The organism is uncultured Polaribacter sp. (genome assembly GCF_947495205.1).
Classification (GTDB): Bacteria; Bacteroidota; Bacteroidia; order Flavobacteriales; family Flavobacteriaceae; genus Polaribacter.
In genome coordinates this window covers 242907-260892 of sequence record NZ_CANLXV010000004.1, presented here as the reverse complement: position 1 = coordinate 260892, position 17986 = coordinate 242907, and the positions used below count along the sequence as shown (strand labels likewise).

At 28.3% G+C, this 17986-nt stretch carries 16 protein-coding genes; 5 read left to right on the top strand and 11 right to left on the bottom strand.

Features of this window, described 5'->3' with window-relative positions:
• Positions 1–92 precede the first annotated feature (92 nt).
• Positions 93–1091, top strand: a complete 999-nt coding sequence (locus Q0762_RS05765) for a PLP-dependent cysteine synthase family protein (RefSeq protein ID WP_298764700.1) — start codon at positions 93–95, stop codon at positions 1089–1091.
• An 83-nt stretch (positions 1092–1174) separates the two neighbouring features.
• Positions 1175–2425, top strand: coding sequence for an aminotransferase class I/II-fold pyridoxal phosphate-dependent enzyme (locus Q0762_RS05760; RefSeq protein ID WP_298764698.1), 1251 nt, complete (start codon positions 1175–1177; stop codon positions 2423–2425).
• Positions 2426–2504: 79 nt separating this feature from the next.
• Here the strand turns inward: Q0762_RS05760 and Q0762_RS05755 are convergent, their stop codons facing one another.
• The 10 genes from Q0762_RS05755 to Q0762_RS05710 all read right to left on the bottom strand — a co-directional run bounded on the left by Q0762_RS05755 (position 2505) and on the right by Q0762_RS05710 (position 11132).
• Positions 2505–2963 carry a DUF6428 family protein gene (locus Q0762_RS05755; protein WP_298764696.1) on the bottom strand — a complete coding sequence of 153 codons (459 nt, stop codon included), beginning with the start codon at positions 2961–2963 and terminating at the stop codon, positions 2505–2507.
• A gap of 39 nt (positions 2964–3002) precedes the next feature.
• On the bottom strand, positions 3003–3332 hold the full coding sequence (locus Q0762_RS05750) for a metalloregulator ArsR/SmtB family transcription factor (RefSeq protein ID WP_298764694.1): 330 nt from the start codon (positions 3330–3332) through the stop codon (positions 3003–3005).
• Between the two features lie 437 nt (positions 3333–3769).
• Positions 3770–4402 (bottom strand): phospholipase, encoded by a 633-nt coding sequence (locus Q0762_RS05745; RefSeq protein ID WP_298764692.1) that lies wholly within the window; start codon positions 4400–4402, stop codon positions 3770–3772.
• A 15-nt stretch (positions 4403–4417) separates the two neighbouring features.
• Positions 4418–4744: a hypothetical protein gene (locus Q0762_RS05740; RefSeq protein ID WP_298764689.1), complete on the bottom strand. Its 327-nt coding sequence runs from the start codon at positions 4742–4744 to the stop codon at positions 4418–4420.
• 5 nt (positions 4745–4749) lie between these two features.
• The gene (locus Q0762_RS05735) at positions 4750–6009 is read right to left on the bottom strand and encodes a dihydroorotase family protein (protein ID WP_298764686.1); all 1260 of its coding nucleotides are present in this window, start codon (positions 6007–6009) and stop codon (positions 4750–4752) included.
• Positions 6006–7943 (bottom strand): BatA domain-containing protein, encoded by a 1938-nt coding sequence (locus Q0762_RS05730; protein WP_298764684.1) that lies wholly within the window; start codon positions 7941–7943, stop codon positions 6006–6008. Before Q0762_RS05730 ends, Q0762_RS05735 begins: the two co-directional genes overlap by 4 nt.
• A gap of 178 nt (positions 7944–8121) precedes the next feature.
• Entirely contained in the window at positions 8122–8886 is a 765-nt protein-coding gene (locus Q0762_RS05725) for a TIGR02757 family protein (RefSeq protein ID WP_298764682.1), read from the bottom strand.
• Positions 8887–8893: 7 nt separating this feature from the next.
• Positions 8894–9436: a CPBP family intramembrane glutamic endopeptidase gene (locus Q0762_RS05720; protein WP_298764680.1), complete on the bottom strand. Its 543-nt coding sequence runs from the start codon at positions 9434–9436 to the stop codon at positions 8894–8896.
• An 8-nt stretch (positions 9437–9444) separates the two neighbouring features.
• The gene (locus Q0762_RS05715) at positions 9445–10467 is read right to left on the bottom strand and encodes a hypothetical protein (RefSeq protein ID WP_298764679.1); all 1023 of its coding nucleotides are present in this window, start codon (positions 10465–10467) and stop codon (positions 9445–9447) included.
• 5 nt (positions 10468–10472) lie between these two features.
• A complete protein-coding gene (locus Q0762_RS05710; protein ID WP_298764677.1) occupies positions 10473–11132 on the bottom strand; it encodes an ABC transporter ATP-binding protein in 660 nt (219 codons plus the stop codon).
• A 339-nt stretch (positions 11133–11471) separates the two neighbouring features.
• Between Q0762_RS05710 and sucC the strand changes: the two genes are divergently transcribed.
• On the top strand, positions 11472–12665 hold the full coding sequence (sucC, locus tag Q0762_RS05705) for an ADP-forming succinate--CoA ligase subunit beta (RefSeq protein ID WP_298764675.1): 1194 nt from the start codon (positions 11472–11474) through the stop codon (positions 12663–12665).
• A 303-nt stretch (positions 12666–12968) separates the two neighbouring features.
• Positions 12969–13883: a hypothetical protein gene (locus Q0762_RS05700; RefSeq protein WP_298764673.1), complete on the top strand. Its 915-nt coding sequence runs from the start codon at positions 12969–12971 to the stop codon at positions 13881–13883.
• Between the two features lie 186 nt (positions 13884–14069).
• On the opposite strand, the gene Q0762_RS05695 is transcribed toward Q0762_RS05700, so the two are convergent.
• Positions 14070–16952: a hypothetical protein gene (locus tag Q0762_RS05695; protein WP_298764671.1), complete on the bottom strand. Its 2883-nt coding sequence runs from the start codon at positions 16950–16952 to the stop codon at positions 14070–14072.
• Positions 16953–17539: 587 nt separating this feature from the next.
• Here Q0762_RS05695 and Q0762_RS05690 point away from each other — a divergent pair.
• The gene (locus tag Q0762_RS05690) at positions 17540–17887 is read left to right on the top strand and encodes a hypothetical protein (protein ID WP_298764668.1); all 348 of its coding nucleotides are present in this window, start codon (positions 17540–17542) and stop codon (positions 17885–17887) included.
• Positions 17888–17986 lie beyond the last annotated feature (99 nt).

Sequence of the window (17986 nt, the reverse complement as noted above, 5' to 3'; positions counted from 1 at the left end):
ATTTTGTAATTCAAACTGAAAATGTACTTTTGCATACGATAAATGATAAAACTTAGATTAAACGCTGTTTGGGTTTTTTATGAAATTGAAGAATGATAAGTAAAACAGGAATACACAATAATATTTTAGAGTTGGTAGGTGATACGCCCTTGGTAAAGCTTCAAAAAATTACCAAATCTTTAAAAGGTTCTTATTTTGCAAAATTAGAAGCTTTTAATCCTGGTCACTCATCAAAAGATAGAATTGCACTGCACATTATAAATGATGCAGAAAAAAAAGGAATCCTTAAAAAAGGAGCAACTATTGTAGAAACTACTTCTGGTAATACAGGTTTTTCTTTGGCAATGATAAGTATTGTAAAAGGCTACAAATGTATTTTAGCCGTTTCAGACAAATCTTCACAAGATAAAATAGAATTACTAAAAACAATGGGAGCAGAGGTGCATATTTGTCCTGCAAATGTGCCAGCAGAAGACCCTAGATCTTATTACGAAGTAGCCAAAGCAATTCATAAAAAAACTAAAAATTCCGTTTACATTAACCAATATTTTAACGAATTAAATATTGAAGCGCATTATAGAACCACTGGTCCAGAAATTTGGAAGCAAACACAAGGTAAAATAACACATTTAATTGCTGCAAGCGGAACAGGTGGTACAATTTCTGGTACTGGAAAATACTTAAAAGAGCAAAACCCAAATATTAAAATTTTAGGAGTAGATGCAATTGGTTCTGTTTTAAAAAAATACCACGAAACAGGAGAATTTGATACTAATGAAATTAAACCATATAAAATAGAAGGTTTAGGTAAAACTTTAATACCCACTGCAACAGATTTTGATGTAATAGATGTTTATGAAAAAGTTGCCGATAAAGCATCTGCATTTACAGCTAGAGAAATTATAAAAACAGAAGGTATATTTCCAGGATATACCTGTGGGGCAGTTATGCAAGCTACTAAACAATATGCTGCTAAAAACTATTTTAATGAAGATAGTTTTGTAGTTCTTATTTTTCCAGATCATGGATCTCGTTATTTAAACAAAATTTATAACGATTCTTGGATGAGACAACAAGGATTTTTAGACTAAATAACAATACTTTTCATCCTATTCTCTTAATTGCAAAAGATATTTAATTTTTCTACCTTTGCGCACCTCAAAAACAGTAGAAAATGACGACAGATTTATTTGAAAGAATCATAAAAGACAAAGGTCCTTTAGGAAAATGGGCAGACCAAGCAGAAGGCTATTACGTTTTTCCAAAATTAGAAGGTCCCATTTCTAATAGAATGTCTTTTAATGGTAAAAAAGTAGTTACCTGGAGTATTAACGACTATTTAGGGTTGGCAAATCATCCAGAAGTTTTAAAAGTTGATGGAGAAGCTGCTTTAGAGCATGGTATGGCATACCCAATGGGCGCTAGAATGATGTCTGGTCATACACCTTTACATGAACAATTAGAGCGTGAATGTGCGGAGTTTGTAAACAAAGAAAAAGCATATTTATTAAATTTTGGTTATCAAGGTATTATGTCTGCAATAGATGCTTTGGTTACCAAAAACGATATTATTGTTTATGATATAGATACACACGCTTGTATTATAGATGGTGTGCGTTTGCATGCTGGAAAACGTTTTGTTTATCGTCATAACGATATGGAAAGTTTTGAAAAAAACATTAAACGTGCCGCAAAAATGGCTGAAAAAACAGGTGGAGGAATTTTAGTAATTTCTGAAGGTGTTTTTGGAATGCGTGGTGAGCAAGGGCGCTTAAAAGAGATTGTAGCTTTTAAAAAAGAATACAATTTTAGATTGTTGGTAGATGATGCACACGGTTTTGGAACTTTAGGAGAAGGTGGAAGAGGAACTGGTTTTGAACAAGGCGTGCAAGATGATATTGATGTATATTTTGCAACATTTGCAAAATCTATGGCAGGTATTGGTGCTTTTTTAGCAGGAAATAAAGATGTAATTCAGTTTTTACAATACAACTTACGTTCTCAAATGTTTGCAAAATCTTTACCAATGGCAATGGTAAAAGGCGCATTAAAACGTTTAGATATGATAAGAACTATGCCAGAATTAAAAGAAAAGTTGTGGAAAAACACCAACGCTTTACAATCTGGTTTACGTGCCGCTGGTTTCGATTTAGGAACTACACAAACTTGTATTACACCAGTATTCTTAAAAGGAGATATTCCAGAAGCAATGGCTATGGTAAATGATTTGCGTGAAAATCATGGAATTTTTTGTTCTATTGTAGTATATCCTGTAATACCTAAAGGATTAATTATTTTAAGGTTAATACCTACAGCAACACATACACAAGAAGATATAGATGAAACAATAATTGCTTTTTCGGCAATTAGAACAAAGTTAGAAGACGGTACTTATAAAAAGATTGCTGCTGCTTTGGTTTCTTAAATTGAAGTAAAAATTTTATCAAATAAAAAGCCTATATTTTTAAAGTATAGGCTTTTTTATTACTTAAGTAACCAAAACTTTAACAACAATTGCTATTTGGATCGCAACAATTGGTTGTAGCTATTTTAACTTTTGCTTTTTTAGGAATAATACCACAACTATCTTCTGCTAAACAAGCAGTTTGCTTGGTAGTTAAAACAAAGTTTTTGCCATTAAAATCCAAACCAAACTTGCTAATAGTTTCTGCTTGATATTCCACTTCGATTTCTAAATCTTTTAAGTTTAAAATTTTTTCAGAAAGTGTTATAATGTCCATTAATTTTTCTGGATGCAATCTATGATCGTAATCATCTGCATTCCATAATTGAAAATTAATTACTTTCTCTTTACGTAATACACCACCACAATCTATAAAGTTTTTGGTTATTTTACCCACTTCTGTAACATGAAAATGATTTGGAACTAAATCTCCATTAGGTAGTTGAAAGGCAATGGTTTCTAATTGATTTAATTGACTTTTTACTTCAGATAATTTCATAATAAATGTTTTTTAGAATTATTTAGTGTTTCAAACAAATTAACAGCAGTTAATTGCCGTTAAATCTTGATTTAAAAATTGTTGCATAACTGTTTTCATCTTAGACCATTTCTGTGCATTAATACAATAACAAAGGCTATTGCCCGTAATTTCTCCTTGAATTAAATCTAAATGCGTTAACTCCTTTAAATGTTGAGAAATTGTAGGTTGTGCCAAACCAATTTCGTTTACCAAATCTCCGCAAACACAACTGTTAATTTTAAAGAGATGTTCTAAAATAGCAACTCTAGCAGGATGGCCAAAGACTTTTGCAAACTGAGCAATTTCGTTTTGTAAAGCTGTAAATTTTTCTGTCTTAGTAAGTCCCATAATGAAATTTTATTTATACATTGCAATATTACGATTAATAAAATTAATTTCATCAAAAAATATCCATTAAAAGCTATTGTACTCAGAATAGTTAAAATATTTTCGGTTGCATAAATTGATAGCAATAAAAAGTTACCACAAGGAAATTAAAGATATTTTAATAACGCTTTAATTATTGGTTGTATTTTTATTTTAGTGGGTATTCTTTAAAAGGTATTTTCAGCTAAAGCAATAAATATTCTTTTTGGGTGCAGCAACTTGAGTAAAATCTAATGTTTGTTGCGTATTTTAGCAAGAGTAAGCATCAACAAAAAAAAATATAAATTAATTTGTTTTTATGGTTGGTAAAACTTGGTAAATATTTTTCTTTCTTAGCGATAGCTATTTTTAGAAAAATTAAAATATCAGCATAAAAAATTAGCCTTAATAAAATAGTATTATAATCTTTCTTCAATCCATTTTTTAAAACTATAAAAGTTTTGTGGAGCAACACCATGCCCAACGTTATATTCAGAATAAGTACAGTTAAAATTTAGATTGTCTAAAAAAGGTTTTGTGTTTCTTGCCCATTCAATTGGTAAAACTTGATCTACAATTCCATGAGAAGCGTAATAATCTGTTTGTATTTCTTTAGAAATTTCTTCTGGTAATAATTCTGTATTTACATAACCACTTAAAGCAATTACGTAGTTTACTTTATTCGGGTAGAAAAAACTTAAAGAATAACTTAAAATAGCTCCTTGACTAAAACCTAACAAAAATGTTTTACTCGTTTTGTATTTCGTCTTTACTTCATCAATAAAAACTGCAATTTTATCAATAGAGTCTTTGGCTTCTTTTAAATCCGAAAATTTGCCATTAATATCATCAAAATTTATAGAATACCACGCATAAGCATTAAAACCCATAGCAAGAGGTGCTTGTGCACTTATAATTAATAATTCTTCTGGCAATTCTTCTGCAAAAGAAAATAAATCTTGCTCGTTACTGCCATAGCCATGTAGTAAAATTAATAAAGGTGGGTTGTCTGATGCTTTTTTAGGTGTTCTAACAATATGTTGTAAGCTCATTCTTTTAAAATCGAATTAAATATTTTTAAACCATTCTTGAAATTTCTCTCCAAATAAAGGTACTAATTTTAGTTCTTCTTGCACTGCACTTATAATTCCTAAAACAAAGAGTATTAAAACGCCAATTCTACCAATACTACCTGCAGTTGCTCCAAAATAACCATATACAATAAATTTATTTGCAAAATATAAAATGTGCAAACCTATGCTTTGTCTAACATGAAAACTCGTAAAATAGTTGTTGTTTTGTTTGTTTGTATACCATGCATACAATAAACCAATAATAGTAATGTAGCTTAAAATTCCTGTAGTTTTACCGTCTTTGAATGTGTGCTTTTCCATTGTGGTTAATCATTTAAAATTAACTGATTATTTGCAAAAATTCCATAAACTTTTCCTTTTAGTTTTTTATTGATAAAAGGACTGTTTTTTGAGGTCGATTGAATATCAGCCTTCGTAAACAGCATATTTTCGTCTGGATTAAAAAAAGAAAGTTCTGCTTTTTCACCTTCAGCAATGCTAATTTTATCTAAACTAAAAATGGCTCTAGGTTTATTGGTAATGCTATCAATATAACTTTCTATAGAAAAAACAGTATTTAATGCACCAAATGCAGTTTCTAAACCAATTACTCCATTTTTGGCTTCACTAAATTCTACCTTTTTATGTTCAATATCAATTGGGTTGTGGTCTGATGTTATAATGTCTATTACGCCATTTTTTACAGCTTTTTGTAAAGCAAGAGTATCTTTTGCAGTTCTTAAAGGTGGGTTTGTTTTAAAATTACTATCAAAACTATGCAATTCATTATCTGTAAGTGTTAAATGATGCACAGCAACGCTGCAAGTAACATTTAATTTTTTCTTTTTAGCTTCTTTAATTAAAGCCACAGATTTTTCTGTTGAAATTGTAGGAATGTGCAATTTTCCACCTGTATATTCCAATAAAAATAAATCTCTAGCTATTTGTATGTGTTCTGCTAAAGCAGGAATTCCTTTTAAGCCTAATTTTGTGCTATTAATACCTTCATTTGCAATTCCTTCTCCTGCAATAACTTTGTTTTTTGGAAAACTTAAAACTAAACCATCAAAATTTTGAGCATACAATAATGCAATTTTCATTAAATTATCATTAGCAATTGGTTTGTTGTAATCTGCAAAAGCAATTGCTCCAGATTGCTGCATGTCATACAATTCTGCCATATCAATTCCTTTACTTCCGCTTGTTAAAGCTCCAATAGGGTAAAGGCTTGTTGCACTGCCAATAGCTTTGTTTATTAAAAATGCTACACTAGTTTTATTATCTATTATTGGATTTGTGTTCGCATTTACTGCAATTGCTGTAAACCCACTTTTAGCAGCCACATTTAACCCATTTTTTATAGTTTCTCGCTCTTCAAAACCAGGTTCGCCTAAAGATACACTACTATCAAACCAACCACAGGAAACGTGCAAGTTTTCTTTAGATACAATTTGATAATTATCTTTTTTTGTAATGGAATCTGTTATTTGAGTAATAACACCATCTTCTATTAAAATGTCTTTTTTTTGTTGATGGTAAGCACTTGAAGAATCTATAATCGTTGCCGATTTTATAAGCGTAATCATGGTTTATAGAATTTTAATATCAAAATTTCTAATAACAAAGATACAATTGCCAATGCTAAAAACCATTTCCAAAGCCAATGAACTTCATTATTTTTCTGTATTCCTTTAAAAACAGCTGTTACATCATTAGAAACTTCAATTTTTGAATTTTCTGTTTGAAGTTTTTCTAAATCTAAATATTGCAACATACTTTCTTCCTTAGGATAGTTAAAAGCTAAATGTTGCAATACGTCTGTATTTTTTAAAACTTTATAAAAACCAGCGTGTAGCGGTTGTTCTTTGGTAAACAACGCTACTTTATTTTGATACGTTTTTTGTAACGGAATAAAACTTTCATTTTCTCCAGAGAGTTTTAAAATTTCATCTTTTTCTAATTTCGTTTCAATTTCTATGGTATTTTCAGTATTTAAAGGATAGGCTAATTTTGGGTATTGAAAACTTCTTTTTCCGAAATTGTAAAAAATAGGTACAATTAATGGTGAATTTAAAAAGTTGCTATTTTCTTTTTGGATGGCTCCAGAAACATAAAAAAAGTTATTTTTCAATTCGCTTATAAAGTTGCTATTGTCTTCAAAAGAAATTATGGTAGCACCTTTTCTAGAAATAGGGTAGTGGCTTTGCAAATTAGGATATTGAAAATTGTTTACTTTTTTAGAAAATACATTTTTAAAAATAGGGTGATTGTAATTGATATTAGTAATTTTTAAAGTGTCCTTAATTTGATTTTTTACAGTACCTAAATTTAATTTTTTAAGGAAGTTATTGTAAGAATTTAAGTCTATTTTTTTATTTGGAATCATAACAATACTTCCTCCATTTTTAGAAAAATCTTGTAAACTTTTAGATAGAATTTCAGGAATTTCTACAAGCTCATTTAACACAATTAGTTGTTGCTTTTTAAGCATATTATAATTCAAATTTAAAACGGAAAAACCCGTGAATTTAAATTCGTTTTTAGTGTAAATTTTAGAAAGGTATTCTAGGTTTTCTCCAATGGCTAAAACCTTTGTTTTTTGAGCATTGTTTAAAGAGAAAAAATAGTTATTGTCAAAACCATAAGTATCGCTAAAAGTTATGCTTATTTTGCCTAGAAAAACAGGTGTATTTTGCACTGTAAATGTTATTGTTTTATTAGCATCTTTTTCTATGGAAAAAGATTGTTTACTCACCAATGTGTCTTTATTAAAAATTGCAATAGGTACATTGTCTATTTTGTTACCTTGGTTTTTAACGATAACATTTACTAAAAAATTTGAAGTATTAGAATTGGAAATAAAAACACTATCTATAGAAATGTTATTTAAAACAGTTGGTACTAGTTGAATTGCCGAAAAATCTGTTGTTACATTTGTAAACTTAGTATTGTAATTTCCTTGAAAATCAGATATTAATATATTTTTATTTAAAGTGTTTGTTTTAGTTGATGTTTCTTGTTTTATTTTTAAGAAAACTGTAGATAACTCTAATGTTTTAGGTGTGTTTTCTACGTTTAACAAGATCTTTTTAAGTTCTTGTTGATTTAAATCTTTATAAAAATCTGTATTGGTAAGCAAAGAATAGTTGGCTTTGTCTAAAGTGTTTTCTATAATCTCTTGCGCAGCAATTTTTAATAAGTTACCCTTTTTTCCTTTTGTATTTGTACTTAAAGAATTGTCTAAATAGATAAAATTATGCTGTTTTTTATTGATGTTTTTATTGCTAAAATATGGTTGAGAAAAAGCAAGAAGTATCGCTGAAAATAATAACAATCTTGTGGCTAAAATTAACCATTTTTTTATGCGAGAACTTTTGCGTGTTTGTTGTTGTAGTTTTTGTAAAAATGCAACATTTGTAAAAGGGACTTTTACAAATTTTTGTAACTGAAATAAATGAATTAAAACAGGAATAATTAGTAGTGCTAAAAAGTATAAAACGTCTGGATTTTTAAATTGCATTTACTTAGCTATTTTGTATTTTTTTCTTAATTGAATTAGGTTGCGTATTATTAAAAATTAAATAAATTTATCATTTAAATTTTATACTTTTTTATGGGTGTTTTGTTTTTAAATTTAAGATTTCAAAAAACTAAATTATTACAAAATAAGCAGATTCAATAGAAATGTTCATTTTTAATTAAAACTTTTCAAAAACGCCCAAACCAAACAAAGCAAAATCATATTTTACAGGATCTTTTATGTCTAATTTTCGTAATTTTTTATCTAGTTCTGCAACAGCTTTCCAATCGTTTTGTTTTCTAGTTAGTAGTTTTAATTTCCTGGCTACATTGCCAGAATGTACATCTAAAGGACAAGATAAATGCGCAGGGTTATGTGTTTGCCAAATACCAAAATCTACACCTGCTTTATCGTTTCTTACCATCCACCGTAAAAACATGTTTATCCGTTTTGCCGCAGAATTTTTTAAAGGATCAGAAATGTGTTTTAATGTTCTTGGTTGATGCTTAATTTCAAAGAAAATTTGTTTAAAATTATGGATTGTAGTTTGGTAATTATTGGTGTTGTCTTTTATAGATAATACCTGTTCTAGACCATTATGAGAAGTGTAAATATGTTTCAAAGACTTTATAAATTGTTGAAAATCTATAAAATTAAATGTTCTATGCACAAAGTTTTCAAAAGTCTTTAAATCTTTTTCTTTGTGATTCATTATAAAATCATGCGGTGAATTTTCTAACAATTCAACCATTTTATTGGCATTTCTAATAATCATAGTACGGTTTCCCCAAGAAATAATTGCAGTTAAAAATGCAATAATTTCGATATCTTCTTTTTTAGAAAACAAATGTGGAATTTGTATTGGGTCTGATGCTATAAATTTTGGGTTGTTGTAAAGTGCAACTTTTTCATCTAAGAATATTTTTAAATCAGCTGTTTTCATTTGTAAATTACCCTAAAAAGCTCATTAATATTAAAATTCCATTATAGGCTCCATGTAATGCAATTGCCCAAATAAGGCCAAATCGAATTCTGATATAACCTAAATATCCACCCAATAATATTTGTGGTAATACTAAAAGTGGAGACAGTATAATTACGTTGGTGGTTATTTCAAAATTAAAAATATGTACAAAGCCAAATAATATCGCAAAAATGTAAAATGCGCTTTTAAAATTTCTTTTATTTTTAAATAAAGTAAGTGGTGCTCTAAAGATAGCTTCTTCTATTAATGGAGTTAAAACAGCACCCAATAATAGGACTTGTGTTTTGGACATGTTCGCAAACATTTCTTCTACTTTGTGAGTGCTCATGTCTATAAAGTTTAAGTACTCTAATAAAGAAAATAATGGCGAAATTGCTAACCCTGTAACCAAACAGATTATTAAAAGATGGCCAAATATTTTTAGTCGATAATTAATATCTGTATTTGAATCTTCTTCTAAAACAGGGTTTTTTAAATAGTTTACTAAATTTTTAAAGGTCTCTTTCATGTTTGTTTTTAAAAGTTAATACCAAATTTACATCCTAAAGAGAAGTTTAGCAGATTTTTTCTGTTATAATTTTTAAAATCTCTAACATCAAAACCAGGAAGACTATCATCATAAAATCTATGAATAGCTTTATCATATTCTAAATTTATATGGTCGAATCTTTTAATTCTTAATCCTAAACCTGTATAAAAATCAAAATAAAATTTATTGCCAATGGGCAAAAGCAAACCATATTTTAAGTTGATTACAGTTACCCTTTTTTTAGTAGCAAAGTCATCTGTAATTATGCTGCGTTCAGAAATATTGTCGTTTTCATAATAGGTTATGTAATCGTTATATTGGCTATTTATATTACGAACTTCAAAACCTAAATATTCATTTAAATGTACATTTTTTGTTAAGTTAATGGCATTGTACCATTTTGCTTCTAAGCGATAATTAAATGCTTTTTCTTCTAAATAAGAGATGTTATGTCTGTTTAATTTTATGTTAGGTAAAAGAGCACCATATTCTGCGCTTAAACTTATATTGTTTTTAACAAAGTATTCTAAGCCTAATGTTGCCATAGGAATAGAAAAAAAATCGAATGGTTTTAGAGGGGAAGTATATATAAAAAGCTTTTTTTGAGGAACAAAGGTTATTTTTTTATTACTTAATACAATTTTATTAGTTAAAGTATCTGTAATAAAGTGCAAATTATTACTATATCTAAAAGCTTTTTTTGTAATAATATCTGGTATTAAGCCAATACCATAGTTATATATATTAAGTAAAGTAGTAGCAGATATTTTTTTGTTAAAAGAAAAATCTTGTTGTAAACTATCTTTTAAAACAGTAATTTTTAGTGGTTTTGTAGAGCGAATTGGCCAAATAGTAGTTTTTTGCCTGTTTATAGAAATTGTATCTTTTTTAAAAATGATTTTACTGGTTTTATCCGCAGAAATTTTTACGGAAGTTGTCTTACCATTTAATATGGTTGCACAAGAGTTTAGCAAGAACATCAAGAATATAAAAAACGAGTATTTTTTCATAAAAACTAAATAATTTTACCATCTTTCATTGTTAGTTTTCTATCTGCCATTGCCGCCAATTCTTCGTTATGCGTTACTAAAACAAAGGTTTGCCCAAATTGGTCTCTTAATTTAAAAAACAACTCATGTAAATTTTTAGCGCTTTCGCTGTCTAAATTTCCACTGGGTTCATCTGCTAAAATTATAGATGGGTTATTGATTAGCGCTCTCGCAACTGCAACGCGTTGTTGCTCTCCGCCAGAGAGTTCATTTGGTTTGTGTTGAATTCTATGAGATAGTCCTAAAAAATCTAGGATTTCTTTTGCTCTTTTTTCAGTTGCTATTTTAGATTTTTTATTAATGAATGCAGGTATGCAAACGTTTTCTAAAGCGGTAAATTCTGGTAATAATTGATGAAATTGAAAAATAAACCCAACATGGTTATTTCTAAAGCTAGAAAGTTGTTTGTCAGTTAAATCTTTTAAAGAAATATTATTGAGTGTAAGCTCAGAATTTTTTTTGTTTATGGGCTTGTCTAAGGTTCCTAAAATTTGTAGAAGTGTAGTTTTTCCAGCGCCAGAAGGACCTACAATAGCCACAACCTCTCCTTTTTTAATGGTAAGATTTACACCTTTTAGTACTTCTACATCACCATAATATTTGTGAATATTTTTACAAACAATCATTCTTTATAATTTGTAACGAAATTATAAAAAAGAAATCAGAAATACATAGAAGTACCTCTGATTTCCAAATTCAAAAACTTAAATAACTCAAAAAATAATACTAAAACTATTTCTTATAACCATATAGTCTATAACATTTACAATTACTTACAAAATATTTGCGAATTTTTAAATTTTTAAATTATTGAATATTTGTATTTTTTTGAAATTATAATGCAAAGTTGTTAAAGAATTCTTAAAGAAAGTTTTTCTATTTAATTTTTGGTTTTTTTATGAGGTAGAGTGCTAAATTTTATATCTGAATTTGTACTTTTGCTTACGTTTAAAATATTACAAAGGATGAACTTACACGAATATCAAGGAAAAGAAATATTAAATAGTTTTGGAGTTAGAATTCAAAGAGGAATTGTAGCAAATACACCAGAAGAAGCAGTTGCTGCAGCTAAAAAATTAACAGAAGATACTGGCACAGGTTGGCATGTTATAAAAGCTCAGGTACATGCAGGTGGTCGTGGAAAAGGTGGAGGTGTAAAGCTAGCTAAAAACTTAGATGAAGTTAAAAGTATTTCTGATGATATTTTAGGAATGATGTTAATTACACCACAAACTTCTGCAGAAGGAAAGTTGGTAAATCAAGTTTTGATAGCAGAAGATGTGTATTATCCTGGAGATGAAGAACCAGATGAATATTATATGTCTGTTTTATTAAACAGAGCAACTGGCAAAAACATGATTATGTATTCTACTGAAGGTGGAATGGATATTGAAACAGTTGCAGAGGAAACTCCACATTTAATTTTTACAGAAGAAATAGATCCTTTATTAGGAATTATGCCTTTTCAAGCGCGTAAAGTTGCTTTTAATTTAGGTTTATCTGGTGTTGCTTTTAAAGAAATGACAAAATTTGTTACAGCTTTATATACTGCTTACATCAAATCAGACTCTTCTATGTTTGAAATTAATCCGGTTTTAAAAACTTCTGATTCTAAAATAATGGCTGTAGATGCTAAGGTTTCCTTAGATGAAAATGCGTTATACAGACATAAAGATTACGCTGCAATGCGAGATTTAAGAGAAGAAAACCCAATTGAAGTAGAAGCCAAAGCTGCAGGTTTAAATTATGTAGATTTAGATGGTAACGTAGGTTGTATGGTAAATGGTGCTGGTTTAGCAATGGGTACTATGGATTTAATTAAAGAATCTGGAGGAGAGCCAGCAAACTTTTTAGATGTTGGTGGTACTGCAGATGCAGCAAGAGTAGAAACTGCATTTGGTATTATTCTAAAAGACCCAGCTGTAAAAGCAATTTTAGTAAATATTTTTGGTGGTATTGTACGTTGTGATAGAGTTGCACAAGGTGTTGTAGATGCATACAAAAATATGGGAGACAAAATTACAGTGCCAATTATTTGTAGACTACAAGGTACAAATGCAACAGAAGCAAAAGAATTGATAGATAATTCTGGAATGGAAATAATTTCTGCAACAGAATTTCAAGAAGCAGCAGATAAAGTAAGTGAAGTTTTAGGATAAATTATTGTTTTAATAACTTTGTAGAAGTAAAAAACCTCGTGAAAACGAGGTTTTTTTTGTGTTTATATTTCGTATATTAAAAAAAAGTTAAATTTCATAAATCTTTTGGTTTTAATTTAAATTTATGATTTTAAGGGTTTTAATGTGATTTTGTTAAAAATCTATTCAATTTTTTGCGTTATATCAGGATTGTGCAGGATAGTTGAACATGGTATCATTTCTATTTTTGGCAAAAATAATATATACTAAATTAACTTAATTATGAGAGATTTTAACACTAAGGTGGGGGCTTTAGTGATTTTAATGTCCCTAGGAACATTTTATTCTTGTCAACAAGAAGATAATGAATTATTAAATGAAGAACAGTCTATTGGAAAAGAAGCTGCTTTAGAAAATGAACTGCAAGCAAAAGGTGTTTGTGACACCAATGATTGGGATATAATTGATGCCATAAGTGGTACTGATTATAACTCTAGTATTAGTACTAACATAGATGATAGAAGTTGTTCTTATGATTACAAACAATCTACTTATGGTTCTAGTTACAATTGGGGTGGGTACAGATTAAACAGCGCTAATAACCAGTCGGGTAAATTACAAGTTAGAATGGAGCGTACAAGTCCGCAGACAAATTTCTCTAACGGTAAATACATTGAAATTTCAGGTACTGTAAGAATTTTAAATACTGGTTTAGTAAATGGCCCTTATGCTCCTAATGACATGAGAGATAAAAACGGAACGTATATTGCGCAAGTTAAAGGAAAACACACAAATTTAAGAACAGATTTAAGAGAATCTAGAGATCCTGCAATTGTATTATTTATTGCAAAACCAAAAAGATCTAATAATGGTCTTGGTGGTGTAATAAGAGATAGTAATGGAAAAATAAAAGAATTTGAAATCTATGCAGAACTTGTAAAGAAAAGAGGTGGATCTTCAAGCTCAGGTAGAAGACTAATAAAAATTGCAACAGTAAAACGTAATAGAAACTTTAACGTAACCATTAGAACAGAATTTTATACAAGTGGTGGTAGAAAAAGACAGCGAGTTAGAGTTAATATTAACGGTGTAGCAAAAACATTTGAAATTTCAGTTCAGAATACAGCTGGTCAATCTGCAGATCCAGAGGAAATGAGAATTCGTATGGGAGCTTACAGATGTGTAGGTGGACGTGCAGAAATTTTATGGAGAGATGATTTAACGATGTCTAGAAACTAAAAATAAGTTTTTTTAAAATGTAAACCCAAAGCAGTAATTTGTTTTGGGTTTTTTTATTGTAAAATTTTCGAGATAATATGTTGTACCTATCAATTTTGTTAGAAATTTAAATGTGAGAGCAGTGCTAATTAAAAAAAAACATACAAATTCATTTGAATATCATAATTTGTTAAAAGTTAGATTTTATCAGTTTTTTTTAACTTTATATGTAGTTTCATAATAACCAAGTTTTCCATCATCAGCAATACTTTCTATAATAACCATCATTTCTCCAATATTGTCATCTGTATAAAATTCTATTTTTGAAGTTCCGTTTTTATCTAATTTTACTTCTGGTTGCCAAAAAATGGTTGAGCGTAAATCTGGTACTTCCCAATCTCTTTTAGTTAAATTTTGGTGTTTTGGAGCGTAAAATTCTTTGCTAATAGCAAAACTAGGTAAGATATTTTTATAGATACCTTTTGTTTCTGTAATGCCAAATAAGCCTTTACCTGTATGGGTGTAAATATTTAGAAAAGAAAAATCCGGTCTAATTCCAGCTGGCATAAATTTATTAAATACATCGTAATAATATTTTGCAGAATTTTTTGGAAACCTTATAATTTCTACACTTTTAATTTCTTCGGATGGAATATTTTCTAATAAAGGATAGTCTTGTATTCTTACAGGTATACCATCTATAATAGTAAAAGTAAAAAAAGTATCATAAACATGGGCGTAAGAGAAACCTCCAACTGCATCAGGGTCATTAGATTTAATTGAAACTATGTCTACAGGCGTGCCGTTTTGAGTGCTAAAACTAAAGTTTGTTCCTTGTACATAACTTAGTGTAGTAGAATCTGCTATATAATTTAAAGGAACATTAATTACATTTATATCTGCAGCGTAGTTAAAAGTTAGAATACTAAACAAACCATAAGACCATTTTTTAATTTTAGATTTCAATTCTTTTTCTTCAATAATAACATCGGGTTCACCGTGTTCTTCAGTCATTTTTTTTTGAATAGGAGAAAGTAATCTTGTTTTTACAATTACTTCATCTAACACAAAACCATTTTTATCTACACGAAATGGGTTTTCTTTCGCAAATCTTTTTCTATTTTCTTTTACGTAAAGATTAAATTCATCTGCAAGTTGTAATTTTTCTAGTTTTTCAAAGTTTATGTTTAAAGGAGTTGGTTTGTCTATATTAATGGTCAATTCCTTTTTTTTACCTTTATGGTTTGTTGTTTGTATTAAATATTCCAATTCGCTATTAAAAATATCTTCTAAATCAAAAGAAAATCTACCTAAACTATCTATAGTAGAAACCTTGGCTTGTAAATTTTTTTTGTCTAGGGTCATTAATGTCAGGTTTACTGGTTTTTTAGGCTTTCTTTTTCGCTTTGTATATTGTTCAACGGTCCCAGAAATTTGCAATTTTTTTTCAGGTTGATGTTTAAACTCGATTTTTTTATTAGTAGGCTTAAAAATATAATTTCGCCAACCTTGTGTTAATAATAAAGCATCCATGGCATAAAAACGATGTTTGTTTTGGGTGTTAAAATAAAAATTAGGTTGTTCAATTTTTCCTTTTAATTCTGATTCTAATAAAAAGTACGACAAAATATTTCCTCTTTGAAATTGCATCTCACCCAACTGTTTTTTGTTTAAAACTAAAAAAGAGGTTTTTGCGTTTAGGCTGTCTTTTACATGAATATCAAAAGTAATATTGTCTCGCTGTTTATATATTTTTTTATCTGTTTTTGCGCTAATTTTTAAACGATTGCTATTTTCTTTAAAATTAAATACCAGGCGTTCGCAAAGAGGTACTTTGTTTTTGTTAAATACAGTAAATGTTACAATTCCCTCGGGAAACAAGCTTTTTTTAAAAGCCATTTTTACGCTACCTTTTTTGCATTGCACTTTAGTTTTAGAATAAGTTATACCTCTTGCTTGTGTCTTTATAAATAAACTATCGGTTTTAGAAAGGTTGGAGTGTACTAATACATTAAAAAAATCTTGACTAGATTTTACACTTAATACATGTCCTTTTTCACGGGTTTTAGGTAATTGAAATTTGTAAGTAGTTTCTGGATCTTTAATAATTTCTGCATAATAAGAATTGTCTTTATCAGGTTTTAATTGATAAAATCCCATTCCTAACTGGTTGCTTTTAAATTCAGTAATAGAAATCCCATTTTTATCTTTAATAATTCCACTAATTGGTATTCCTTCGTTTTTATAATCTAAAGCTTTAAAGGCAATATTGCTTGTTAGTCCATGTACAAGTTTGCCACCTTCTGGAAAAAATTGTAAATCGATATAATTTTTATCAATACCTATTGTTTTACTGTAAGAATTAAAGGTTTTAAAGTTGTTGTTTTTTATTCTTACAGCATCTAATTGAATATCAATTTTAGCCTTAACAGCGTTAGAAGGTAGTATATAATTAAAAGAGTATTCTTTGTTTTTATCTTTAAGAACTATTAATGAATCCTTCTTGTTATCAATACTTAAAAATACTTTTAGTTTTCCCTTAAATGCTGGATTAATTATTTTTGGAAACACTTTAGCGGAAAGTTCTAATGCTTTATTTGCTTTTTCAGAGATAACAACATTTCTAATTACCTTTTTGTCATAAGCTGTTTTTGTGGGTTTATAAATATCAATGTATTGTTTGTGAATAATGCTTTCTTTGAAATTTGTATTCCATTTTGTGTAAGCACGTACCAAGTATTTACCAGCTGGTAAAGAGCGAGTGTTTTCTTGAAGATCAAAAAAATTATTTCCAATGCCGTTTTTTAACTTAACTAGTTTAGAAGCAATAATTTTTTCATCAAAATTTATAAGTTCTACATAAAGTATATTACTTAAGTTAGATTTTTTATGGTTAATGTTGGTAACAATTGCTTTAAACCATATAATTTGGTCTGTAGTAAAAACAGTGCTATTCAGTTGCAGGTAGATTTTTTCTGCGTAAGCTATTTTATCAAAACTTTTAAGATTTGTCTTTGTCTGTGCCTTTGTATTGTTGGATAGCGTAATACTGAAAATAATAATTATACAAAGGATAATAGGTTTCTTCATAATTAAAGTTTGATAAAATTATTTTAAGTTACGAAAAAAAAATATTAATCTGTTTTAAATCGTTTAATTTTAAGTAGTTATTAATACAAAAGGTTTCTAGTTTGTTTAAATAATGTTTTTTGTAGTGGTTAATCAAATTTTAATTTGCTTAAATTGAAAAGCATAACCATAAGATCGAAATTTAGAATATAAAATAAGTAAACAGACTAGTGTTTAGTTGAAGAATACTTTTATACAGATAGCAATAAATACAGTTTTTGTTACTCAAATTAAAAAGGCATAATTTTTACAAAACGGATTTTTTTTAAAGAATTGCAGTATTCGTAACAGTTTATTTGTACTTATTAATAATAGTTAGAAACTTCTTTTTTATAGTATTCATAATAGTAATTAAAGTTAAGATTGTTTGGGTATTTAATAATTAGTATATGTATTAATCGTAATTTTAATATCAATTTAATGTAAATAGTGTATTTTTAAAGTGTTTATCACTTATTTTTTTAAGGAATTTATAACATTTTAAAGTTTTTTTCCTTTGTATTTTTGCATCAGTTTTAAAACACACAAACAAAAAAATAAAAAACAAAATGAATACATTAAAAATTAAAACAGTAGTAGTAGCCTTTTTATTAGGGTTTAGTAATTTAGTAGCAGCATCTAATGAATTACCGCTTGATAAAAAAGAAGTAATGACAACAATTACAAAAGATGTACAAAAGCTTTTAAAAAATTCTGAATTAAATTTAACTAATACAGAAAAAGCAACGGTAAAAATTATGATTAATAATAAAAATGAAATTGTAGTTTTATCCGTGGAGACCAATAGTGCAGTGGTAGATACTTTTGTTAAAAGTAGATTAAACTACAAGAAAATTTCTACAAAAACAGCCTCAGAAGTATTTATACTACCAATTAAAATATTAGGTATTAAATAATTTTGTTATAAATTAATTAAAAAGAGTTCCTATAAAACTAAAATTTTATAGGACTTTTTTTTGGTATTATTTTTGTTTCATTTTTGTTTGAATAGTCTT

Excerpts from the sequence above, each read along its gene's own strand:
- Q0762_RS05765 (WP_298764700.1), top strand. The coding sequence starts at position 93 with ATGATAAGTAAAACAGGAATACACAATAATATTTTAGAGTTGGTAGGT.
- Q0762_RS05760 (WP_298764698.1), top strand. The coding sequence starts at position 1,175 with ATGACGACAGATTTATTTGAAAGAATCATAAAAGACAAAGGTCCTTTA.
- Q0762_RS05755 (WP_298764696.1), bottom strand. The coding sequence starts at position 2,963 with ATGAAATTATCTGAAGTAAAAAGTCAATTAAATCAATTAGAAACCATT.
- Q0762_RS05750 (WP_298764694.1), bottom strand. The coding sequence starts at position 3,332 with ATGGGACTTACTAAGACAGAAAAATTTACAGCTTTACAAAACGAAATT.
- Q0762_RS05745 (WP_298764692.1), bottom strand. The coding sequence starts at position 4,402 with ATGAGCTTACAACATATTGTTAGAACACCTAAAAAAGCATCAGACAAC.
- Q0762_RS05740 (WP_298764689.1), bottom strand. The coding sequence starts at position 4,744 with ATGGAAAAGCACACATTCAAAGACGGTAAAACTACAGGAATTTTAAGC.
- Q0762_RS05735 (WP_298764686.1), bottom strand. The coding sequence starts at position 6,009 with ATGATTACGCTTATAAAATCGGCAACGATTATAGATTCTTCAAGTGCT.
- Q0762_RS05730 (WP_298764684.1), bottom strand. The coding sequence starts at position 7,943 with ATGCAATTTAAAAATCCAGACGTTTTATACTTTTTAGCACTACTAATT.
- Q0762_RS05725 (WP_298764682.1), bottom strand. The coding sequence starts at position 8,886 with ATGAAAACAGCTGATTTAAAAATATTCTTAGATGAAAAAGTTGCACTT.
- Q0762_RS05720 (WP_298764680.1), bottom strand. The coding sequence starts at position 9,436 with ATGAAAGAGACCTTTAAAAATTTAGTAAACTATTTAAAAAACCCTGTT.
- Q0762_RS05715 (WP_298764679.1), bottom strand. The coding sequence starts at position 10,467 with ATGAAAAAATACTCGTTTTTTATATTCTTGATGTTCTTGCTAAACTCT.
- Q0762_RS05710 (WP_298764677.1), bottom strand. The coding sequence starts at position 11,132 with ATGATTGTTTGTAAAAATATTCACAAATATTATGGTGATGTAGAAGTA.
- sucC (WP_298764675.1), top strand. The coding sequence starts at position 11,472 with ATGAACTTACACGAATATCAAGGAAAAGAAATATTAAATAGTTTTGGA.
- Q0762_RS05700 (WP_298764673.1), top strand. The coding sequence starts at position 12,969 with ATGTCCCTAGGAACATTTTATTCTTGTCAACAAGAAGATAATGAATTA.
- Q0762_RS05695 (WP_298764671.1), bottom strand. The coding sequence starts at position 16,952 with ATGAAGAAACCTATTATCCTTTGTATAATTATTATTTTCAGTATTACG.
- Q0762_RS05690 (WP_298764668.1), top strand. The coding sequence starts at position 17,540 with ATGAATACATTAAAAATTAAAACAGTAGTAGTAGCCTTTTTATTAGGG.